The organism is Trabulsiella odontotermitis, from assembly GCF_030053895.1.
Classification (GTDB): domain Bacteria; phylum Pseudomonadota; class Gammaproteobacteria; order Enterobacterales; family Enterobacteriaceae; genus Trabulsiella; species Trabulsiella odontotermitis_C.
The window spans coordinates 2,553,413-2,574,711 of sequence record NZ_CP125781.1 but is presented as its reverse complement, the minus strand read 5'-3'; the positions used below and the strand labels follow the sequence as shown (position 1 = coordinate 2,574,711).

The following is a 21,299-nucleotide window of genomic DNA, read 5'->3' as shown; positions in this document are numbered from 1 at the left end:
TCAGCAATACGCCGGGATGGCGAAATAAAGATGTTGCAGGGAAGTAAGCAGTGGTGGAGGTTAAAATTGTTAACGCGTGATTTCTTAATGAAAGCCGATTGTAAAACGGCTTTTGGTTCTATTGAGGAATCGCTACTCTGGTCATCGGAACAACGCGCTGCGTCATTAGCGGCGACGCTGGCCTGTCGACCAGATGATGGCCCGGTATGGATTTTTGGTTACGGTTCATTAATGTGGAACCCGGCGCTGGATTTTACGGAATCCTGTACCGGCACACTGGTGGGCTGGCACCGTGCATTTTGTCTGCGTCTGACTGCTGGGCGGGGAACGGCCTGTCAGCCTGGTCGGATGCTGGCGCTGAAAGAGGGCGGACGCACCACCGGTGTGGCTTATTGCCTGCCTGAAGCCACCCTCGAAGACGAACTCACGTTGCTCTGGAAGCGTGAGATGATCACCGGCTGCTATTTGCCCAGCTGGTGTAAGCTGGCGCTCGACGATGGTCGTACCGTTAATGCGCTGGTGTTTATTATGGATCCCCGGCATCCGCTGTATGAATCCGACACCAGTGTGCAGGTGATTGCGCCGCTGATCGCCGCCGCCAGCGGTCCGCTTGGTACCAACGCCCAGTATCTTTTCTCACTCGATCAGGAACTGCGGAAACTCGGTATGTGTGATAACAGCCTGGATGAGCTGGTGGAGAGAGTGCGGAACTTATTGGGTGGCGAAACGCTGCCGCAGTTTGTCTGAAGGGTGTAGCAGGGCGGGCAGCAAACCCGCCCCGACCCTTATGCCGGAACGTAGCTAATGGAGTGTTCCAGCGACTGGCTGTGGCTGTCGATCAGCACGTTCCACGTACCACTGTAGGGTACGGTCATGAAAGCATTCTCGCGATTTTGCACGCTAAGAATGTCTGTCTGTGTTTCACTGGCGCGGTTCTTTGCGCTCATCAAATGAATATGGCAACGCTCCGAGCAGCGTACCACCACCGTATCCCCACCAAATAACGTCAAACTTGCTTTTACCAGCGCCATTATTCTACCCCGTTGAATGAAGCTAAGTGCTCCCTGCCACCGACTCCTGAGCGTGATGTTGTTCACATTTCGCTCTCTGCATAACACCAAAGGGGGAGGGGTGAGATGATGATTTTGATCAAATAATGCCGCAAAGATTAAACATTAATGACATTCTGCCTGAAAGCATTCAGCTGACGTCTGCTTTCGTCGAAAAAAGGGCGTCAGCTGAAAATATAATGCGGAAAATGGAGCGGCACGCAGCAAAAATTAAAATGTCAGCACCTTGTCAGCGGCCAGCGTCCATTGCGCCAGTTCCACCAGCGTGCCGATTGCAACGCCATCAATCAGCGGCAGCGTGGTGATGCCGCGCCCGTCGGTGCAGGTTTTGCACAGTTTTACCGGTACGTTCTGTGCGGTGAGGATCTCCAGCATTTGCTGGATGTTATAGCCTTCGGCGGGTTTCTGACCGCGCAGCCCGGCGGTGACGGCATCTGACATCAGAAACAGTTTCAGATCCAGCTCTTGCTGCTCGCATAACGCGATAGCCAGACGCAGGCTGTTAAAAAGCGATTCGCTACCGTAGGCGGCGCCGTTAGCGATAATCACAATGCGTTGCATAATGACTCCTGGTTAACGTGGTGTATGGTCATGCCATGCTACAGCGCCGTCCGGGTGATGCCAAACGGTAAGACGCCGCAGCATGATCTGCGACAGAGACTATTGCCCGAAGCGGCCAATCAGCCCGGTCGCGGCCAGTGCATGCCCCTGCACTTTGTCAAACAGTTGCTCGCGTGTTAGCCCCGCAGGAAGAGAAGGCGGCAGCGAAGTGGCGATAAGCGTAAAGGTATAATGATGCGCGCCGCTGCCCGGCGGCGGGCAGGGGCCATACCAGCGATCGGTGCCGGGGGTGTTTTTACCGCCCGTAAACTCTTTGCCGTCGCGCAGGGCGTTTTCAGCAAAACCGGCAGCGGAAGGGGCGATGTTATAAGCCACCAGATGGGTCACGCCGAGGCCTTTCGCGCCTTCGGGATCGTGAACCACTAACACCAGGCTTTGCGTTTGCGCAGGCGTATTACTCCACACCAGCGCGGGAGAGAGATTTTCTCCGGTGCAGTTGGGGTTCTGGCTGTTGTTCCCGGCGAACTTTTTGTCCATCAGGCCGTTATCGGCAAAGGCGGGGGATTGCAACTGAAAGAGTTCGCTGGCCTGTAAGGCAACGCTCCACAGCAACGTACTTGCAAACGCGGTGTAAAGGATGGGTTTCATCATGAATTCTCATTACGAAGGAGATGGATTAACTGTAGTTGCCGCATCGCCAGAGAGTGAGAGAAAATCCTGGAATTTGGTCTGTGGTCGAATCCGGGTGCAGATCACGCTAAACTAACCTTTTAGTTTTGTCCGATAACACCGTCTCATTGTTTTTTATTAACTAACGTAATGTATCTTCTGTTCCGCCGTTCCACCCCGCTGATGTTATTACTCTTGCTGCTGGCAGGCGGCGTTGAGGGTGCGCAGTCGTCCTTTATGCAGCAGGCGGAAAATCCGTTCGATAATAACCAGGATAACCTCCCCGATCTCGGTCTTGCTCCCGTGCAGGATGACAGCGCCCGACACCTGGCGGAAATGGCCAAAGCCTTTGGCGAGGCCAGCATGGAAGATAACGGCCTGACCACCGACGAGCAGGCGAAACTGTTTGCCCTCGATAAACTGCGCACGGAAGTGAGCGGCCAGGTGAATCAGCAACTGGAAACGCTGCTTTCGCCGTGGGGCAATGCCAGCGTTGCCCTGACGGTGGATGACAACGGCGGCTTTAGCGGCAGCCACGGTAACTGGTTTGTGCCGTTGCAGGATAACAACCGGTATCTGACCTGGAGCCAGGTCGGCGTCACACAACAGGATGACGGTCTGGTCAGCAATGCGGGAATCGGTCAGCGCTGGATTGCGGGCAACTGGCTGCTGGGCTACAACACCTTTTATGACCGTCAGCTTGATGAAAACCTGGCGCGGGGCGGTTTTGGCGCTGAGGCGTGGGGCGAATACTTACGACTGTCGGCCAACTATTATCAACCTTTCAATGACTGGAGCGTGCGTAGCGACACCCAGTCGGAACGGATGGCGCGCGGGTACGATCTTACTGCTCAGGCGCGTCTGCCGTTTTATCAGCATATCAACACCAGCGTCAGTCTGGAGCAATATTACGGCGACAGCGTCGATCTCTTTCATAACGGTACCGGGTACCATAACCCGATGGCTGTATCGCTGGGCGTCAATTACACGCCAGTGCCGCTGGTGACCATCAGCGCGCTGCACAAGCAGGGCGAGAGCGGCGTCAGTCAGAACAACCTGGGTATGAAGCTCAATTATCGCTTCGGCGTGCCACTCAAAAAACAGCTCCAGGCCAGCGAAGTGGCGGCGGCGAAATCGCTGCGCGGCAGCCGGTATGACAGCCCGGAGCGCAGTGCTCTGCCCGTGATGGAGTATCGTCAACGCAAAACGTTGTCAGTCTTTCTGGCGACGCCGCCGTGGGATTTGCAGCCGGGGGAAGCGGTTCAGTTGAAACTCCAGGTACGCAGTCGACACGGCATCAGGGCGCTGCACTGGCAGGGCGATACGCAGGCATTAAGCCTGACACCGCCGATTGACAGCGGGAGTACCGACGGCTGGACGGTGATTATTCCTGCCTGGGATTATAGCGAAGGGGCAAACCACGAATGGCATTTATCGGTGGTGGTGGAAGACCAGAAAGGCCAGCGAGTCTCATCCAATGAGATCACGCTGTCGTCGACCGAACCGCTGACGGTATTCCCTGACAGCAGCAGTCCGCCTGCATGGCAATCACAGCCGCTGGAATGATTAGAAGATGCGCTCCTGGTGAACCCAGACTGCCGCTTCCACACGTGATTTCAGTTTCATTTTTTTCAGCATGTGCTTCACATGGACTTTGACGGTGCTTTCGGTGATATCGAGGCGGCGGGCGATCATTTTGTTTGGCAGCCCCTGGGCGATGAGCTTAAGGATATCGCGCTCGCGCGGGGTCAACTGGCTGACGTCGCGGTCAGAGGTCGCCCGATTGGCGCGCAGGCTGGCGGCCAGAACCGGCGTCAGCGCTTCGCTTAACACCATCTCACCGGCGGCGGCCTGTTGCAGCGCTTTGAGCAGGTCTTCCGGCTCCATATCTTTCAGCAGGTAGCCATCAGCGCCGCGTTTCAGGGCGGTCACCACATCTTCTTCATGATTTGACACGCTGAACACCACCACGCGGCCGGATAACGTTCTTTCGCGCAGTTTGTCGAGGGTTTCCAGACCGTTCATGCCCGGCATGTTCAGGTCAAGCAGGATCAGGTCAGGATCCAGCGACTCAGCAAGCTCAATGCCCTGGTCGCCGTTACTGGCTTCGCCAACGACCTGAATATCAGGCGCCATGCTGATGAGCTGTTTTACGCCGGTGCGCAGCATCGGGTGATCGTCTATTAACAGGATGGTTGCCCGTTCCTGATTACTCATAGATATCTCCTTGTTGTAACGAGAGAGATTTTTCGGGAATAAAGGTCACGACAACTTCTGTTCCACCGTTGTCGCGCCGGCGCACCTGGCAATCGCCACGCAGGCTTTGCGCGCGGTCCCGCATGATGATTAAACCGTAATGGTTGCTGCGCTCGGCGTGATCCGGTACGCCGCAGCCGTTATCTTCCACGACCAGTTTTACCTGATGTTCTTGTTGATAGACGGTCACTTTTACTTTGGTTGCCTGCGCATGTTTAAGGGCGTTGCTCAACGCTTCGCGCACGATTTGCAGTACGTGGATCGCCTGATGCGACGGCACATAACGCGGCGGTAGCTGGTAATCCAGTTGCACGTTAAAACCAAAATGCGCACTGTATTCGATGCAGCTGGCTTCCAGCGCTGGGCGCAGCCCCGGTTCGGTCAACTGCAGGCGGAAGGTGGTCAGTAGTTCACGCAACTGCGCCCAGGAGGTGTTCAGTTCATTGCGGATCTGCGCCAGCAGGTCGCGGCTCTCTGGCGGCAGTGCTTCGCCCCGCATCTGCAGACAGCTCACCTGCATCTTCATACAGGACAACGACTGGGCGATCGAGTCATGCAGTTCGCGGGCGATGGTGGCGCGCTCTTCCATGACGATCAGCTGTTGCTGTTTCTCCTGATGCCAGTCCAGCGCCAGCGTCGAGGTCAGCTGTTCGACCAGCGTATCCACCAGTTGCTGCTGGTCGTGACTCATGTGGCAGCCTGTCGGCAGCGTCGCCAGCAAAATACCGTACTGATTATGGGCATCCGCCAGTCGCCATTTCAGTGTACTGCCGCCTCTGGAGACAGAAGGCAGATCGCGAGGGCAGAGATGGCAGCCTTTTTCATCGCAACTGGTTTCAGAATGGCAGGTAAATTCCTGATGGTTCTCTTCGTCTTCGGTATCGTACACGCGAACTTCGATATCCCGCAGCAGCGTTAACCCCTGCAAATCATTCAGTACCGGCGAAATACGTTCACAGAGCGGAATGCCGGAATGAAGACGGCGGTTGGACTGCCAGAGAAATGCCAGAATTTCGTTTTTCTGCTCGAGTCGCGCGGTTTTTTCCTGCACGCGCTGTTCGAGTACCGCATAACTTTCCGCCAGCTCTTCGGACATGTTGTTCAGCGCCATGCCGAGCGTCGCCATTTCGTTACGCCCGCTGATACGCGCGCGCTGGGTAAAATCGCGCTGACTCACAGCCCGCGCCATGCGCAGCAATTGTTGCCAGGGATGCATCAGCCGGGCGCGCAGCCAGACGATGGTGAAAATCAGCAGCAGCGCCATGACCAGCACCATCCAGCGCATGGTCGATACCACGCTGGTGATCCGCTCTTCGGTGGTATGGTCAAACGCATACACCAGCTGGTCGATGCGATTTACAAAGCTGGCAACATCGTCGGCGACAGTCGCCTGGCTGTGCGCTTTTTTCATGCCGGGCGCCAGTTCGCCCTGCCAGTATTTTTGCAGGGCAGTCAACTGCGGCACCTGACCATCGCGGATGGCGGCCTGTTCCAGCTCAGGGCTAAAAACGGTGGCTTCCATGTTATCCAGTAAGATCTGATCTTCGGCGGTCAGCGGAATGGATGCCAGCAGGCGATAGCTCTGCATGCGCAGCGATCCCGCTTTGTTAATGGCATGTGCGCTGCCCTGGACGCCGTGAACCAGACGGGCAGAGATTGTCATGCCCGTCACGCCAATCAGAGTGGAGAGCAGGACGATAAGCACCAGTTGATTCACCAGCGTGAGCGGTGTAAAACGACGTTTATGCATTGGGCAATCTGGCTCCTGAGCCGGGGTTTTATCCCGGACTTGTGCTATTGTCCGGTATCCCCCGGAGTATACCCATACCCCAAAAGGATTACCTCTTAATTGCCGTCAGCAGGTGATTCAGAGGGAGAAGCGTATTCGATAGCATCAGCCGCGTGAAAAACCACACTTTTTTAAGAGTAATTGACTACTCATTAAGGATAACAGGCATTTTTTGTGCCCCGCAGCGTCAACTTTTCCTTTGATTTATATCAACTTACCTGCCGCTGGAAAAACTCACTGTTGCACCGTTGATATTCATAATCAGAGGTGTCTATGAGTCACTCTTCCGTTGAGGAGAAGGCAAGCAGTGCCGTCATTACTGACTGGCGTCCTGAAGATCCTGCATTCTGGCAGCAGAACGGCCATCGCATTGCGCGTCGAAATTTGTGGATTTCCGTACCGTGCCTGCTACTGGCGTTTTGCGTATGGATGTTGTTCAGCGCCGTGGCAGTTAATCTCAATAAAGTCGGCTTTCAGTTTACGACCGATCAGCTGTTCATGCTGACTGCGTTGCCGGCGCTCTCCGGTGCGCTGCTGCGGGTTCCGTACGCATTTATGGTTCCGGTGTTTGGCGGCCGCCGCTGGACGGCATTCAGTACCGGCATCATGATCGTTCCCTGCGTGTGGTTAGGTTTTGCGGTGCAGGATCCCTCAACGCCGTTCAGCATCTTTGTCATCATCTCGTTGTTGTGTGGTTTTGCAGGCGCCAACTTCGCCTCCAGCATGGCAAACATCAGCTTCTTCTTTCCAAAACAGAAACAGGGCGGTGCGCTGGGGATTAACGGCGGGCTCGGCAACATGGGCGTGAGCGTCATGCAGTTGGTTGCGCCGCTGGTGGTCTCGCTGTCAGTGTTTGCCTTCTTTGGCAGCAGCGGCGTGGCACAACCGGACGGCTCCATGTTGTATCTCGAAAACGCTGCCTGGATCTGGGTGCCGCTGTTGGTAATTTTCACCCTCGCGGCCTGGTTTGGCATGAACGACCTGGCGGCGTCGAAAGCGTCGCTGAGCGAACAATTGCCGGTGCTTAAACGGGGTCATCTGTGGATCATGAGCCTGTTGTATCTGGCAACCTTCGGCTCGTTCATCGGTTTCTCTGCGGGTTTTGCGATGCTGGCGAAAACGCAGTTCCCGGACGTGCAGATCCTGCATTACGCGTTCTTCGGCCCGTTCATCGGCGCGCTGGCGCGTTCCACCGGCGGTGCCATCTCTGACCGTCTCGGCGGTACCCGCGTGACGCTGGTGAATTTTGTCGTAATGGCCATCTTCTGCGCACTGTTGTTCCTGACGCTGCCAACGCACGGGGAGGGCGGTAACTTCTTCGCCTTCTTCGCGGTCTTTATGGTGCTGTTCCTGACCGCCGGTCTGGGAAGTGCGTCCACGTTTCAGATGATTTCGCTGATTTTCCGTAAAATCACCATGGAACGCGTGAAAGCGCAGGGCGGTACCGAAGAGAGAGCGATGCGTGAAGCGGCAACTGATACCGCGGCCGCACTGGGTTTTATCTCGGCCATTGGCGCTATCGGTGGCTTCTTTATTCCGAAAGCCTTCGGTGCCTCACTGGATCTCACCGGCTCTCCGGCGGGTGCCATGAAAGTATTTCTCGTGTTCTATATTGCCTGCGTGGTGATCACCTGGGCGGTATACGGGCGTAAAACAAAAAAATAAAGTGACTTCTTGATTATCCTGGCGCGGGCGACCGCGCCTTTTTTTGCACCTCATTTAGTTACAACATACTAAGTGATCTACCCCTTAATACCCGGGCGAAAGTTAACCAAAGCAAACCATCAGTGTTTTATGAATAAATGTTTTATAAATCAGTCTATTAAAAAATAAAATGGCATACCACTCAGGGAGTATCTTTCATTTTTGGTTCATTTGTTAACGCAAACCGCCTTGATCGTTATCAATTCCGCCCATCTTTCAGAACGTTACTTTCGCTGCAATTCAGGCAATGTCGATTTATCAGAGAGCCGTCAGGCTCCTTACAGGAGAAACCCGATGAGTAAATTCCTGGACCGGTTTCGCTACTTCAAGCAGAAGGGCGAAACCTTTGCCGATGGGCACGGCCAGCTTCTTAATACCAACCGGGACTGGGAGGATGGATACCGTCAACGCTGGCAGCACGACAAGGTGGTTCGTTCCACTCACGGCGTAAACTGCACTGGCTCCTGCAGCTGGAAGATTTTCGTGAAAAACGGTCTGGTGACGTGGGAAATGCAGCAGACTGACTATCCACGTACCCGTCCGGATATGCCAAACCACGAGCCGCGTGGCTGCCCGCGTGGCGCCAGCTACTCGTGGTATCTGTACAGCGCAAACCGCCTGAAATATCCGTTGATGCGGAAACGTCTGATGAAGATGTGGCGTGAAGCAAAAGCGCAGCACAGCGATCCGGTGAATGCCTGGGCTTCAATTATTGAAGACGCCGACAAAGCCAAAAGTTTCAAACAGGCGCGTGGTCGCGGTGGTTTTGTGCGCTCCTCCTGGCAGGAAGTGAACGAGCTGATTGCCGCGTCAAACGTCTACACCGTAAAAACCTACGGTCCGGACCGTGTCGCGGGTTTCTCGCCAATCCCGGCGATGTCGATGGTCTCTTACGCCTCCGGCGCGCGTTACCTGTCGCTGATTGGTGGTACCTGCCTGAGTTTCTACGACTGGTACTGTGACCTGCCGCCCGCGTCGCCACAGACCTGGGGCGAACAAACTGACGTGCCGGAATCGGCCGACTGGTACAACTCAAGCTATATCATTGCCTGGGGCTCTAACGTCCCACAAACCCGTACTCCGGATGCGCACTTCTTCACCGAAGTTCGCTACAAAGGCACCAAAACCGTGGCGATTACGCCAGACTACGCGGAAATCGCCAAGCTCTGTGATCTGTGGCTGGCACCAAAGCAGGGTACCGATGCGGCAATGGCGATGGCGATGGGCCACGTTATGCTGCGCGAATTCCATCTCGATAAACCCAGCCAGTATTTCACCGACTACGTTCGTCGCTACACCGACATGCCGATGCTGGTGATGCTGGAAGCGCGTGACGGCTACTATGCGCCGGGCCGCACGCTGCGTGCTGCTGACCTCGTTGATGCGCTGGGTCAGGAGAAAAATCCGCAGTGGAAAACGGTCGCCGTTGATGAATCTGGTCGCCTGACCGCGCCAAACGGCTCCATCGGTTTCCGTTGGGGCGATAAAGGTAAATGGAACCTCGAGCAGCGCGACGGCAGCACCGGCGAAGACATTCAGTTGCGCCTCAGCCTGCTCGGCAGCCATGACGATATTGCGAACGTTGGCTTTCCGTATTTCGGCGGCGACGGCACTGAACACTTCAACAACGTCGAGCTGGAAAACATTCTTCTGCACAAACTGCCGGTGAAACGCGTGCCATTAGCCGACGGCTCTACCGCGCTGGTGACCACCGTTTACGATCTGACGATGGCTAACTACGGCCTTGACCGCGGTCTGGATGACGAAAACTGCGCCACCGGTTATGACGATATCAAAGCGTATACACCAGCGTGGGCTGAACAAATCACCGGCGTGCCGCGCGCACAGATTATCCGTACCGCCCGTGAATTTGCTGATAACGCCGATAAGACGCATGGTCGTTCAATGATCATCGTGGGTGCCGGTCTGAACCACTGGTATCACCTCGATATGAACTATCGCGGGCTTATCAATATGTTGATCTTCTGCGGCTGCGTCGGTCAGAGTGGTGGCGGCTGGGCGCACTATGTCGGTCAGGAAAAACTGCGTCCGCAGACGGGCTGGCAACCGCTGGCGTTTGCTCTTGACTGGCAGCGTCCGGCACGTCACATGAACAGCACCTCTTACTTTTATAACCACTCAAGTCAGTGGCGTTATGAGACGTTAACTGCCCAGGAGCTGCTGTCACCGCTGGCGGATAAATCCCGCTACAGCGGTAACCTGATCGACTTCAACGTGCGTGCGGAACGCATGGGCTGGTTGCCGTCAGCGCCGCAACTCGGGACTAACCCGTTACGCATCGCCGCTGAGGCGGAGAAAGTGGGCATGACGCCGGTGGATTACACCGTGAAATCCCTGAAAGAGGGGTCTATCCGTTTTGCTGCTGAGCAACCGGAAAACGGTAAAAACCACCCGCGGAATCTGTTTATCTGGCGCTCGAATCTGCTGGGCTCGTCCGGTAAAGGCCACGAGTACATCCTGAAATATCTGCTCGGTACCGAGAACGGTATTCAGGGTGTCGATCTTGGTCAGCAGGGGGTCGCGAAGCCGGAAGAGGTGGAGTGGGTGGATAACGGACTCGACGGCAAACTGGATCTGGTGGTGACCCTCGACTTCCGTCTGTCCAGCACCTGCCTGTACTCCGACATCGTGCTGCCGACTGCCACCTGGTATGAAAAAGACGACATGAATACTTCGGATATGCATCCGTTTATTCATCCGTTATCTGCGGCGGTCGATCCGGCATGGGAGTCGAAGAGTGACTGGGATATCTACAAAGACATCGCGAAGACATTCTCGGAAGTTTGTGTTGGCCATCTGGGTAAAGAAACGGACGTGGTAACACTGCCGATTCAGCATGACTCTGCCGCCGAACTGGCACAGCCGCTGGATGTGAAAGACTGGAAGAAGGGCGAATGCGACCTGATCCCGGGCAAAACCGCACCGCATATCATGACCGTCGAGCGTGATTATCCGGCAACCTGGGAGCGCTTTACCTCTATCGGCCCGCTGATGGAGAAGATCGGCAACGGCGGTAAAGGCATTGCGTGGAATACCCAGAGCGAAATGGATCTGCTGCGTAAGCTCAATTACACCAAAACCGACGGTCCGGCCAAAGGTCAGCCAATGCTCAACACGGCGATTGATGCGGCGGAAATGATCCTCACCCTGGCGCCGGAAACCAACGGTCATGTGGCGGTGAAAGCCTGGGCGGCGTTGAGCGAATTTACCGGTCGCGACCATACCCATCTGGCGACGAATAAAGAAGAAGAGAAAATTCGCTTCCGCGATATTCAGGCACAGCCGCGCAAAATCATCTCCAGCCCGACCTGGTCAGGACTGGAAGACGAACATGTCTCCTATAACGCCGGTTACACCAATGTTCACGAGCTGATCCCGTGGCGTACGCTGTCTGGTCGCCAGCAGTTGTATCAGGATCACCAGTGGATGCGTGACTTTGGCGAAAGCCTGCTGGTGTATCGTCCGCCGATCGACACCCGTTCGGTAAAAGTGGTGATGGGGCAGAAATCCAACGGCAACCCGGAGAAGGCGCTGAACTTCCTGACGCCGCACCAGAAATGGGGGATCCACTCCACCTACAGCGACAACCTGCTGATGCTGACGCTGTCACGCGGCGGCCCAATCGTCTGGATGAGCGAAGCCGATGCGAAAGATCTGGGGATTGAAGATAACGACTGGATCGAAGTATTCAACAGCAACGGCGCCTTAACCGCCCGAGCGGTGGTCAGCCAGCGTGTTCCGGCCGGGATGACCATGATGTATCACGCGCAGGAACGCATCGTGAACCTGCCGGGATCGGAAATCACTGGTCAGCGCGGTGGGATCCACAACTCGGTCACCCGCATCAGCCCGAAACCGACCCACATGATCGGCGGTTATGCCCAACTGGCCTACGGTTTTAACTACTACGGCACCGTAGGATCGAACCGCGATGAATTCGTGGTGGTACGCAAGATGAAGAACATTAACTGGTTAGACGGCGAAGGTAATGACCAGGTACAGGAGAGCGTAAAATGAAAATTCGTTCACAAGTCGGCATGGTGCTGAATCTCGACAAGTGCATCGGCTGCCACACCTGTTCAGTCACCTGTAAAAACGTCTGGACCAGCCGCGAAGGTATGGAGTATGCCTGGTTCAATAACGTTGAAAGTAAGCCGGGCGTCGGCTTCCCGAACGATTGGGAAAACCAGGAGAAATGGAAGGGCGGCTGGATCCGTAAAATCAACGGCAAGCTGCAGCCACGCATGGGGAACCGCGCCATGCTGCTGGGTAAAATCTTCGCCAACCCGCATCTGCCAGGTATTGAAGATTATTATGAGCCGTTCGATTACGACTATCAGAACCTGCATACCGCGCCGGAAAGCAAACACCAGCCGATCGCCCGTCCTCGCTCGCTGATCACCGGTCAGCGGATGGATAAGATCACCAGCGGCCCGAACTGGGAAGAGATTCTGGGTGGCGAGTTCGAAAAACGCGCCAAAGACCAGAATTTCGAAAACATGCAGAAGGCGATGTATGGTCAGTTCGAAAACACCTTCATGATGTATCTGCCGCGTTTGTGCGAACACTGCCTTAACCCGGCCTGTGTCGCCACCTGCCCGAGCGGTGCGATCTACAAGCGCGAAGAAGATGGCATTGTGCTGATCGACCAGGACAAGTGCCGCGGCTGGCGCATGTGCATCACCGGCTGTCCGTACAAAAAAATCTACTTCAACTGGAAGAGCGGCAAATCTGAGAAGTGCATTTTCTGCTATCCGCGTATTGAAGCCGGTATGCCGACCGTGTGCTCGGAAAGCTGCGTCGGGCGTATCCGTTACCTCGGCGTGCTGCTGTACGACGCGGACGCGATTGAAAACGCGGCCAGCACCGAAAACGAAAAAGATCTGTATCAGCGTCAACTGGAAGTGTTCCTCGACCCGAACGATCCGCTGGTGATTGCCCAGGCACTGGAAGACGGCATTCCGCAGAGCGTGATCGACGCAGCGCAGCAGTCTCCTGTCTGGAAAATGGCGATGGACTGGAAGCTGGCGTTACCGCTGCACCCGGAATACCGCACGTTGCCGATGGTCTGGTATGTGCCGCCATTGTCACCGATTCAGTCCGCTGCCGATGCGGGCGAACTGGGCAGTAATGGCATACTGCCGGACGTTGAAAGCCTGCGTATACCGGTGCAATACCTGGCGAATCTGCTGACCGCGGGTGACACCGAACCCGTACTGCGGGCACTGAAGCGTATGCTGGCGATGCGTCATTTCAAACGCGCAGAAACCGTTGACGGTGTTAACGATACCCGTGCGCTGGAGGCGGTCGGCCTGACCGAAACACAGGCGCAGGAGATGTACCGCTATCTGGCGATCGCCAATTACGAAGACCGCTTTGTGGTACCGAGTAGCCATCGTGAACTGGCGCGTGACGCTTTCCCGGAAAAAAGCGGTTGTGGGTTCAGCTTTGGCGATGGTTGCCATGGCTCTGATACTCAATTCAACCTGTTCAACAGCCGCCGCATTGATGCTATTGATGTGACCAGCAAAACGGAGCCGCATCCATGATTGAACTCGTCATTGTCGCGCGTCTGCTCGAATACCCGGATGCTGCCCTGTGGCAGCATCAACAGGAGCTTTTCGAAGCACTCGCGACATCAGAAAAACTGGAAAAAGCGGAATCCCAAAAACTGGCCGTTTTCCTGCGCGATCTGACGACTCAGGATTTACTGGATGCGCAGGCGACCTACAGCGAGCTGTTCGACCGTGGTCGTGCCACGTCGTTGCTGCTGTTTGAACATGTGCACGGCGAATCCCGCGACCGGGGACAGGCGATGGTTGACCTGATGGCGCAGTACGAGCAGCACGGCCTTCAGCTTGACAGCCGCGAGTTGCCGGACCATTTGCCGCTCTATCTGGAATATCTGGGGCAGTTGCCTGAACGTGAGGCAATCGGCGGCCTGCAGGATATTGCGCCGATTCTGGCGCTGCTGAGCGCACGTCTGAGCCAGCGTGACAGTCGTTATGCGGTGCTGTTTGACGTGCTGTTGACACTCGCCAGTACCGATATCGACAGCGACAAAGTGGCCGAGAAAATTGCTACGGAAGCGCGTGACGATACCCCACAGGCGTTGGATGCCGTCTGGGAAGAAGAGCAGGTGAAATTCTTCGCCGATCAGGGCTGTGGCGAGTCTGAAATCTCTGCGCATCAGCGTCGCTTTGCTGGCGCCGTCGCCCCGCAATATCTGGAAATCTCTAACGGAGGGCAGCACTAATGTCATTCCTTAATATGTTCTTCTTCGACATTTATCCCTACATCGCGGGCACGGTTTTCCTGGTGGGTAGCTGGTTGCGCTATGACTACGGGCAGTACAGCTGGCGCGCCTCCTCCAGCCAGATGCTGGATCGCAAGGGCATGAACATGGCCTCCAACCTGTTTCACTTCGGGATACTGGGGATTTTCGCCGGACACTTCCTGGGAATGCTGACGCCGCACTGGATGTACGAAGCGTTCTTACCCATTGAGGTAAAACAGAAAATGGCGATGATCGCGGGCGGCGCCTGCGGTGTGATGACGCTGGTTGGCGGCCTGATGCTGCTGAAGCGCCGTCTGTTCAGCCCACGTGTTCGCGCCACCACCACGACGGCAGATATCCTGATCCTCTCCCTGCTGATGGTGCAGTGCGCACTGGGTCTGCTGACGATCCCGTTCTCGGCGCAGCATATGGATGGCAGCGAGATGATGAAGCTGGTCGGCTGGGCGCAATCCGTGGTGACGTTCCACGGCGGTGCGTCGGCACATCTCGAGGGCGTGGCGTTGGTGTTCCGCGTGCATCTGGTGCTGGGGATGACGCTGTTTGTGCTGTTCCCGTTCTCGCGTCTGGTGCATATCTGGAGCGCGCCAGTGGAATATCTGACGCGCAAATACCAGATTGTCCGCGCACGGCGCTAACCACGCGTGAATGCCATTAAACCCTGCTCCGGCAGGGTTTTTTTATGGCTGTTTGCCGGGTGGCGGCTACGCCTTACCCGGCCTACGACTCGCGGCGGTGTTTTTGTAACCCTGGTAAGCGTAGCGCTACCGGGGAAAGCAGGGGCGCAAAAGCCAGATAAGAATTTATTGAGAAGTGATGGTGGTGGGGGAAGGATTCGAACCTTCGAAGTCGATGACGGCAGATTTACAGTCTGCTCCCTTTGGCCGCTCGGGAACCCCACCAGGGGTAGAAACAAATTGGAGATGGTGGTGGGGGAAGGATTATTCGTCGCTTCGCTCCTCACCCTTCGGGCCGTTGCCTGCGGCAACGTTCTCTCGCTATCGCTCGAGTCGAACCTTAATCGAAGGTTTTCACCCTTCCCTGATAAGCGCAAACATCAATAACGCCTCTCAGGGGTAACTACATCGCTGTAGTGAATAATGGTGGTGGGGGAAGGATTCGAACCTTCGAAGTCGATGACGGCAGATTTACAGTCTGCTCCCTTTGGCCGCTCGGGAACCCCACCACGGGGTAATTCATTGTATGGTATTTCGATATCGGGAAGGATTATTCGGAGCTAAAGCTCCTCACCCTTCGGGCCGTTGCCTGCGGCAACGTTCTCTCGCTATCGCTCGAGTCGAACCTTGAAGTCGATGACGGCAGATTTACCGTCAGCTCCCTTATGATCGCTCGGGAACCCCACCACGGGGTATTGCTTAATACTGGCCTGCTCCCGTTTCGGGAAGCGGGGCGCATCATACCAAATGATGCGCCGCTGTAAAGCATTCCTTCGCTAAAAACGAACTGTTTGCCTGCTTTTTATGCGTAACGATGCAAAGCTAATCAGTTCATTTCGAAGGGGATTACAGAATGATTGTCCGGTTACCGTAAACGAATACGCGTTGCGCCAGTACCTGATACAGCGCGCGGCTGAGAACGTTCTTCTCCACGTCGCGTCCGGCACGCATCATATCGTCGCCGGTGTAGGTGTGATCCACATGAATCACATCCTGCATAATGATCGGGCCTTCATCCAGATTATCGTTAACGTAATGGGCCGTCGCGCCGATAATCTTAACACCACGCTCGTAAGCCTGATGATACGGACGCGCACCGATAAAGGCGGGCAGGAACGAGTGGTGAATATTGATGATTTTGTTTGGGAAGCGCGACACGAAATCAGGCGTCAGGACGCGCATATATTTCGCCAGCACCACGTAGTCAGGTTGATGCGCTTCGATGGCGGTCGCCATCAGGTTGTCGTGATCTTCACGCGACAGTCCTTCATGGCTGACCAGCTCAAATGGAACATCAAAACGTTCTGCCAGCGGACGCAGCGTGTCGTGGTTACCGATGACGGCAGCGATGTCCACGTCCAGACCGCCATAATTGGCTTTCATTAACAGATCGCCAAGACAGTGAGCCTCTTTGGTCACCAGAATCACGATGCGACGGCGGCCGGCCGGGTTCAGCTCGCGCACGGAGCCTTCCGGTAAGGCACTGTCGAGATCGGCGAGTAACGTGACATCGTTAAAAATGCCTTCCAGCTCGGTACGCATGAAAAAGCGCCCCGTACGATGATCAACAAACTCATTGTTCTGCACGATGTTCAGTTCGTGCTTGTAGCAAATGTTGGTGATGCGGGCGATGAGCCCTTTCTGATCGGGGCAAATAGTACGGAGAACTTTACGTTGTAATGAATGCATTGCCGGGGAAATCCTGTTGACGGTGTTTGCTGTATGTTGACGGCTGCGTTACTGGCCGCAGCACTTTTTAAATTTTTTACCCGAACCGCAAGGGCAGGGATCGTTACGGCCAATCAATGGACGAGTACCATCAATATAATACCATTGGCCGTTTTCTTTTAAGAATCTTGAACGCTCGATAATGGCTCCCGTCTTATTGTGTTCACGAAAGCGGGCGACGAAACTAACAAAGCCTTCATTTTCATGGCTTCCCGGCTCTGTCGCAAAAACGGTAAGACCCAGCCATTCGGTATCGGCGAATCCGCGTTCGATATCGCCGCGAAAAAGGGTAGCCTGACAGGAGGCGTGCCAGGTTTTTAGTAAATAATCGGCATCTTTCATCACAAAAGCGGTGTAACGGGATCGCATAAGTTGTGACGGATCCGGCGCAAGCTGAGCGCCAGACAGATAACGCTGGCAACATAGGCTATACTCGAGAGCGCTGCCGCAGGGGCATAGTGGTGACAAAGTTGCCTCCCTGGAACACCAAAAAATAACGGCGCAGTTGCGCCAGGTAGCACTATGTTAACTGAGCAGTGGCGATGTGGCTACGATTGAGACGGGAGGATGTCCACCGGTAATAATGAGAAAGGTGAAAATTGGTCTGGCGCTGGGATCGGGCGCTGCACGAGGTTGGTCGCATATCGGTGTGATTAAAGCCCTGCAAAAAATGGGCATTGAAATAGACATTGTTGCAGGCTGCTCTATTGGTTCGCTGGTGGGAGCAGCCTTTGCCTGTAACCGCCTGGACTCGCTGGAAAAGTGGGTCTGTTCATTCAGCTACTGGGATGTGCTGCGTCTGATGGATCTCTCCTGGCGACGCGGCGGTCTGCTCCGTGGCGAGCGCGTATTTTCCCAGTACCGTCAAGTGATGCCCTGTGAACAAATTGACGATTGCGAGCGTCGTTTTGCGGCAGTGGCGACCAACCTGAGTACCGGGCGCGAGCTCTGGTTTACCGAAGGCGATCTTCACCTTGCTGTTCGTGCATCCTGTAGTATTCCTGGGCTGATGTCGCCAGTGATGCATAACGGCTACTGGCTGGTGGACGGCGGCGTGGTTAATCCGGTACCGGTGTCGCTGACGCGAGCGCTGGGGGCGGATATCGTGATTGCGGTCGACCTTCAACACGACGCGCATCTGATGCAACAGGATTTGCTGTCCGTCAGCGCGCCGGATGACATCAATGATGACGAAGATCTCACGTGGCACGGGCGCCTCCGGGCGCGAATGGGGCGGATGAGCTCCCGACGTTCGGTTCCGACACCGACCGCGATGGAAATCATGACGACCTCGATACAAGTACTGGAAAACCGGTTAAAACGAAATCGAATGGCGGGCGATCCGCCAGATATCTTGTTGCAACCTCTTTGTCCGCAAATCTCCACACTCGATTTTCATCGGGCGGCGTCGGCTATTGCCGCCGGACAGCTCGCAGTCGAGAAAAAGATGGATGAACTGCTGCCGCTTGTGCGCACGGACCTGCAACAACGAATTTTTTGACTACTTCAGCAAAATCTGACAGGCGATACTGCGGATAGCATGCCACTATTTACGTATCGTCAGCCAGGGGAGATACCATGACGCAGCCATTGGCGGGAAAACAGATTCTGATTGTCGAAGACGAACCCGTTTTCCGCACTCTATTAAATTCATGGCTTTCGTCTCTGGGCGCTTCGACGGTCCTGGCAGAGGATGGCGTGGATGCACTGGAGAAGATGGCACACCATAAGTCTGACCTGATGATCTGTGATATCGCGATGCCACGTATGAATGGTCTGTCATTGATCGAGCATCTGCGCAACGCAGGCGACCAGATGCCCATTCTGGTTATCTCGGCGACCGAAAACATGGCGGATATCGCCAGAGCGTTACGACTGGGTGTTCAGGACGTTCTGCTCAAACCGGTTAAAGACTTTGACCGGTTAAAAGAGACTGTCTTTGCCTGTCTTTATCCGAATATGTTCAACTCCAGAGTCGAAGAGGAAGAGCGGCTTTTTGATGACTGGGACGCATTAACCAGTAATCCACAGGCGGCCGCGAAATTGCTGCAGGAATTGCAGCCGCCGGTTCAGCAGGAAATATCGCATTGTCGTATAAATTACCGCCAGCTCGTTTCGGTGGATAAACCAGGACTGGTGCTGGATATTGCTCCTTTATCTGATCACGATCTCGCCTTTTATTGTCTTGACGTTACGCGAGCGGGTGATAATGGCGTACTTGCCGCTTTATTATTACGCGCGCTTTTTAATGGATTGTTGCAGGAGCAGCTATCACATCAGCGACAGCGTTTGCCTGAAATGGGAAGTTTACTAAAACAGGTCAACCAGTTGCTCCGTCAGGCCAATTTACCCGGCCAGTTTCCTTTGCTGGTAGGCTATTATCATAGTGGACTGAAAAATTTGATCCTCGTGTCAGCCGGACTGAATGGAACATTGAATACCGGCGAGCATCAAATACAGATCAGCAACGGTGTTCCGCTTGGCACTTTAGGTAATGCTTACCTTAACCAAATTAGTCAGCGCTGTGTTTCGTGGCAATGTCAAATTTGGGGAGCCGGTGGTCGATTACGCTTAATGTTGTCTGCGGAATGAGCAATCAGCGCGTAAACGACAGATAGCTTTTCTCGCTTATCTGGCGTGGTGATACTATCCGTGCAGTTATGCGTATAAATCCTAATTCAAGGTTAGCGCGTCCTTTTCAGACCCGGCTTGCATGACGGTACTGATATACTCAACGCGTTATTAATAACGAGCACGTTCAAAGTTTGAACAGTTCAGGAGATTTCAATGGCTGCCCTAAATTCAAAAGTCAGAAAAGCCGTCATCCCGGTTGCGGGGTTAGGTACCAGGATGCTACCAGCGACCAAGGCTATTCCGAAGGAAATGCTGCCACTGGTGGATAAACCATTAATTCAGTACGTTGTTAACGAATGCATTGCAGCTGGTATTACTGAAATTGTGCTGGTTACGCACTCGTCTAAAAACTCTATCGAAAACCATTTTGATACCAGTTTTGAACTTGAAGCGATGCTGGAAAAACGCGTTAAACGCCAGCTGCTTGAAGAAGTCCAGTCTATTTGCCCGCCACACGTGACTATTATGCAGGTTCGTCAGGGCCTGGCGAAAGGTCTGGGGCACGCGGTATTGTGCGCACATCCGGTTGTCGGTGATGAGCCTGTCGCCGTTATTTTGCCGGACGTTATTCTCGATGAATACGAATCCGATCTTTCCCGCGATAACCTCGCTGAGATGATTGCCCGCTTCAACGACACGGGGGCCAGCCAGATCATGGTGGAGCCGGTTGACGATGTTACCGCGTATGGCGTTGTGGACTGCAAAGGGCAGGCTCTGGCGCCAGGTGAGAGCGTGCCGATGGTTGGCGTGGTTGAAAAGCCAAAAGCCGATGTCGCGCCGTCTAACCTTGCTGTCGTTGGCCGTTACGTCCTGAGCGCAGAGATTTGGCCGCTGCTGGCAAAAACCCCGCCGGGAGCAGGTGATGAAATTCAGCTGACTGATGCCATTGATATGCTTATCGAGAAAGAAACCGTTGAAGCCTATCATATGAAAGGTAAAAGCCACGACTGTGGTAATAAACTCGGATATATGCAGGCTTTCGTGGAATATGGCGTTCGCCACCACGATCTCGGTGACGAGTTTAAACAATGGCTGGGCAAAGCTATTAGCTAACTGAGCGCTAGCCTCGCCCGCTAAAACCGGGGATAAACGCCAGTGACTGCGCGGTTATCCCCGGTTTTTTTATTGCCTGTGAGTCATCTATACGACGGTTTTTTTCCAGCCTGGAAAAGGTTCAGACAAAAAAAATCCCGCCGGGGCGGGATTTATTAAGAATGAGAAAATCAGTCTTTGATCAGGAAATCGTCCAGAGATTTACCTTTTTCATCCATGGCTTTTTTGATAACTGCCGGGGTACGACCCTGGCCAGTCCATGTTTTGGTTTCGCCGTTTTCGTCAACGTAGCTATATTTAGCCGGACGAGCTGCGCGTTTTGCTTTAGTTCCAGATTTAGCTGCTGCCATGCTGTTCAGCAGTTCGTTTGGATCAATACCGTCAGCAATCAGCATTTCACGATATTGTTGCAACTTACGAGTGCGCTCTTCGATTTCTGCCGCAGCAGCGCTTTCTTCTTCACGGCGCTCATTAACGACAACTTCTAATTTTTCCAGCATCTCTTCCAGCGTTTCAAGGGTGCATTCTCTTGCCTGCGCACGAAGAGTACGGATGTTGTTCAGAATTTTAAGTGCTTCGCTCATTGTAGTAATCTCAAACTTATATTGTGGGGTGGTTTGTTGAGCTAATAATAGAGCGATAAATTCAGATGTGCAATAGGGGACAATGTAAGGAATTCAAAATTACCTGATATTTGTCTCCATTATTAATTAACGGAAGTTAAATTTACGCGTTGGCTCACATCATTCGCTGTTATTGCTATCAAGGGAAAGGCGAGGATTCATCAGGCTAACTCTGATGTTTGCGCACTGAAACCCGGCGGAATTAGCGGGGTGTGGATA

General features: G+C 54.4%; 18 protein-coding genes, 2 tRNA genes and 2 other RNA genes. 10 read left to right on the top strand and 12 right to left on the bottom strand.

The window, feature by feature from the left end; genetic code table 11:
- Positions 1-66 precede the first annotated feature (66 nt).
- A complete protein-coding gene (locus QMG90_RS12350; protein ID WP_283279921.1) occupies positions 67-747 on the top strand; it encodes a gamma-glutamylcyclotransferase in 681 nt (226 codons plus the stop codon).
- Positions 748-785: 38 nt separating this feature from the next.
- On the opposite strand, the gene QMG90_RS12345 is transcribed toward QMG90_RS12350, so the two are convergent.
- From QMG90_RS12345 to QMG90_RS12335, 3 genes are all read right to left on the bottom strand, one after another.
- On the bottom strand, positions 786-1,031 hold the full coding sequence (locus QMG90_RS12345) for a DUF1883 domain-containing protein (protein ID WP_283279920.1): 246 nt from the start codon (positions 1,029-1,031) through the stop codon (positions 786-788).
- Positions 1,032-1,280: 249 nt separating this feature from the next.
- Positions 1,281-1,631, bottom strand: a complete 351-nt coding sequence (locus tag QMG90_RS12340) for a DsrE/DsrF/TusD sulfur relay family protein (RefSeq protein WP_283279918.1) — start codon at positions 1,629-1,631, stop codon at positions 1,281-1,283.
- A gap of 99 nt (positions 1,632-1,730) precedes the next feature.
- Entirely contained in the window at positions 1,731-2,279 is a 549-nt protein-coding gene (locus QMG90_RS12335) for a YbhB/YbcL family Raf kinase inhibitor-like protein (RefSeq protein ID WP_283283952.1), read from the bottom strand.
- 171 nt (positions 2,280-2,450) lie between these two features.
- On the opposite strand from QMG90_RS12335, the gene QMG90_RS12330 reads away from it, so the two are divergent.
- On the top strand, positions 2,451-3,866 hold the full coding sequence (locus QMG90_RS12330) for a YchO/YchP family invasin (protein ID WP_283279917.1): 1,416 nt from the start codon (positions 2,451-2,453) through the stop codon (positions 3,864-3,866).
- Here the strand turns inward: QMG90_RS12330 and narL are convergent, their stop codons facing one another.
- Positions 3,867-4,517: a two-component system response regulator NarL gene (gene narL, locus QMG90_RS12325; RefSeq protein ID WP_049850091.1), complete on the bottom strand. Its 651-nt coding sequence runs from the start codon at positions 4,515-4,517 to the stop codon at positions 3,867-3,869. It lies immediately after the preceding gene.
- Entirely contained in the window at positions 4,510-6,306 is a 1,797-nt protein-coding gene (gene narX / locus QMG90_RS12320; RefSeq protein ID WP_283279915.1) for a nitrate/nitrite two-component system sensor histidine kinase NarX, read from the bottom strand. Before narX ends, narL begins: the two co-directional genes overlap by 8 nt.
- A gap of 312 nt (positions 6,307-6,618) precedes the next feature.
- On the opposite strand from narX, the gene narU reads away from it, so the two are divergent.
- The 5 genes from narU (at position 6,619) to narI (ending at position 15,003) form a co-directional block, all read left to right on the top strand.
- A complete protein-coding gene (narU, locus tag QMG90_RS12315) occupies positions 6,619-8,010 on the top strand; it encodes a nitrate/nitrite transporter NarU (protein WP_283279914.1) in 1,392 nt (463 codons plus the stop codon).
- A 333-nt stretch (positions 8,011-8,343) separates the two neighbouring features.
- A complete protein-coding gene (locus tag QMG90_RS12310) occupies positions 8,344-12,087 on the top strand; it encodes a nitrate reductase subunit alpha (RefSeq protein ID WP_283279913.1) in 3,744 nt (1,247 codons plus the stop codon).
- The gene (gene narH, locus QMG90_RS12305; protein ID WP_283279912.1) at positions 12,084-13,619 is read left to right on the top strand and encodes a nitrate reductase subunit beta; all 1,536 of its coding nucleotides are present in this window, start codon (positions 12,084-12,086) and stop codon (positions 13,617-13,619) included. The genes QMG90_RS12310 and narH overlap by 4 nt, the downstream gene beginning before the upstream one ends.
- On the top strand, positions 13,616-14,326 hold the full coding sequence (gene narJ / locus QMG90_RS12300) for a nitrate reductase molybdenum cofactor assembly chaperone (protein WP_283279910.1): 711 nt from the start codon (positions 13,616-13,618) through the stop codon (positions 14,324-14,326). The genes narH and narJ overlap by 4 nt, the downstream gene beginning before the upstream one ends.
- Positions 14,326-15,003 carry a respiratory nitrate reductase subunit gamma gene (narI, locus tag QMG90_RS12295; RefSeq protein ID WP_283279908.1) on the top strand — a complete coding sequence of 226 codons (678 nt, stop codon included), beginning with the start codon at positions 14,326-14,328 and terminating at the stop codon, positions 15,001-15,003. The genes narJ and narI overlap by 1 nt, the downstream gene beginning before the upstream one ends.
- A 179-nt stretch (positions 15,004-15,182) precedes the next feature.
- Here narI and QMG90_RS12290 read toward each other — a convergent pair.
- The 6 genes from QMG90_RS12290 to QMG90_RS12265 all read right to left on the bottom strand — a co-directional run bounded on the left by QMG90_RS12290 (position 15,183) and on the right by QMG90_RS12265 (position 17,238).
- Positions 15,183-15,267, bottom strand: a tRNA-Tyr gene (locus QMG90_RS12290).
- Between the two features lie 22 nt (positions 15,268-15,289).
- Positions 15,290-15,421, bottom strand: a non-coding RNA gene (locus tag QMG90_RS12285) — RtT sRNA.
- A gap of 45 nt (positions 15,422-15,466) precedes the next feature.
- Positions 15,467-15,551 (bottom strand) — tRNA-Tyr (locus QMG90_RS12280).
- Between the two features lie 26 nt (positions 15,552-15,577).
- Positions 15,578-15,718: non-coding RNA, RtT sRNA (locus QMG90_RS12275), on the bottom strand.
- 170 nt (positions 15,719-15,888) lie between these two features.
- On the bottom strand, positions 15,889-16,731 hold the full coding sequence (purU, locus tag QMG90_RS12270; RefSeq protein ID WP_283279905.1) for a formyltetrahydrofolate deformylase: 843 nt from the start codon (positions 16,729-16,731) through the stop codon (positions 15,889-15,891).
- Positions 16,732-16,779: 48 nt separating this feature from the next.
- The gene (locus QMG90_RS12265; RefSeq protein WP_283279903.1) at positions 16,780-17,238 is read right to left on the bottom strand and encodes a YchJ family protein; all 459 of its coding nucleotides are present in this window, start codon (positions 17,236-17,238) and stop codon (positions 16,780-16,782) included.
- Positions 17,239-17,353: 115 nt separating this feature from the next.
- Here QMG90_RS12265 and rssA point away from each other — a divergent pair, with 115 nt between their 5' ends.
- The 3 genes from rssA (at position 17,354) to galU (ending at position 20,457) form a co-directional block, all read left to right on the top strand.
- The gene (gene rssA / locus QMG90_RS12260; RefSeq protein WP_283279902.1) at positions 17,354-18,271 is read left to right on the top strand and encodes a patatin-like phospholipase RssA; all 918 of its coding nucleotides are present in this window, start codon (positions 17,354-17,356) and stop codon (positions 18,269-18,271) included.
- A 77-nt stretch (positions 18,272-18,348) separates the two neighbouring features.
- Complete coding sequence (gene rssB / locus QMG90_RS12255; RefSeq protein ID WP_283279900.1) at positions 18,349-19,362, top strand: two-component system response regulator RssB; 1,014 nt, start codon at positions 18,349-18,351, stop codon at positions 19,360-19,362.
- A 195-nt stretch (positions 19,363-19,557) separates the two neighbouring features.
- Entirely contained in the window at positions 19,558-20,457 is a 900-nt protein-coding gene (gene galU / locus QMG90_RS12250) for a UTP--glucose-1-phosphate uridylyltransferase GalU (protein WP_283279899.1), read from the top strand.
- Positions 20,458-20,627: 170 nt separating this feature from the next.
- Here the strand turns inward: galU and hns are convergent, their stop codons facing one another.
- Positions 20,628-21,041, bottom strand: a complete 414-nt coding sequence (gene hns / locus QMG90_RS12245) for a histone-like nucleoid-structuring protein H-NS (RefSeq protein ID WP_283279897.1) — start codon at positions 21,039-21,041, stop codon at positions 20,628-20,630.
- Between the last annotated feature and the right edge of the window lie 258 nt (positions 21,042-21,299).

What these genes read in the sequence shown, in the direction of transcription:
- QMG90_RS12345 (WP_283279920.1), bottom strand. Translation starts at nt 1,031, where the DNA reads ATGGCGCTGGTAAAAGCAAGTTTGACGTTATTTGGTGGGGATACGGTG.
- QMG90_RS12340 (WP_283279918.1), bottom strand. Translation starts at nt 1,631, where the DNA reads ATGCAACGCATTGTGATTATCGCTAACGGCGCCGCCTACGGTAGCGAA.
- QMG90_RS12335 (WP_283283952.1), bottom strand. Translation starts at nt 2,279, where the DNA reads ATGAAACCCATCCTTTACACCGCGTTTGCAAGTACGTTGCTGTGGAGC.
- QMG90_RS12330 (WP_283279917.1), top strand. Translation starts at nt 2,451, where the DNA reads ATGTATCTTCTGTTCCGCCGTTCCACCCCGCTGATGTTATTACTCTTG.
- narL (WP_049850091.1), bottom strand. Translation starts at nt 4,517, where the DNA reads ATGAGTAATCAGGAACGGGCAACCATCCTGTTAATAGACGATCACCCG.
- narX (WP_283279915.1), bottom strand. Translation starts at nt 6,306, where the DNA reads ATGCATAAACGTCGTTTTACACCGCTCACGCTGGTGAATCAACTGGTG.
- narU (WP_283279914.1), top strand. Translation starts at nt 6,619, where the DNA reads ATGAGTCACTCTTCCGTTGAGGAGAAGGCAAGCAGTGCCGTCATTACT.
- QMG90_RS12310 (WP_283279913.1), top strand. Translation starts at nt 8,344, where the DNA reads ATGAGTAAATTCCTGGACCGGTTTCGCTACTTCAAGCAGAAGGGCGAA.
- narH (WP_283279912.1), top strand. Translation starts at nt 12,084, where the DNA reads ATGAAAATTCGTTCACAAGTCGGCATGGTGCTGAATCTCGACAAGTGC.
- narJ (WP_283279910.1), top strand. Translation starts at nt 13,616, where the DNA reads ATGATTGAACTCGTCATTGTCGCGCGTCTGCTCGAATACCCGGATGCT.
- narI (WP_283279908.1), top strand. Translation starts at nt 14,326, where the DNA reads ATGTCATTCCTTAATATGTTCTTCTTCGACATTTATCCCTACATCGCG.
- purU (WP_283279905.1), bottom strand. Translation starts at nt 16,731, where the DNA reads ATGCATTCATTACAACGTAAAGTTCTCCGTACTATTTGCCCCGATCAG.
- rssA (WP_283279902.1), top strand. Translation starts at nt 17,354, where the DNA reads ATGAGAAAGGTGAAAATTGGTCTGGCGCTGGGATCGGGCGCTGCACGA.
- rssB (WP_283279900.1), top strand. Translation starts at nt 18,349, where the DNA reads ATGACGCAGCCATTGGCGGGAAAACAGATTCTGATTGTCGAAGACGAA.
- galU (WP_283279899.1), top strand. Translation starts at nt 19,558, where the DNA reads ATGGCTGCCCTAAATTCAAAAGTCAGAAAAGCCGTCATCCCGGTTGCG.
- hns (WP_283279897.1), bottom strand. Translation starts at nt 21,041, where the DNA reads ATGAGCGAAGCACTTAAAATTCTGAACAACATCCGTACTCTTCGTGCG.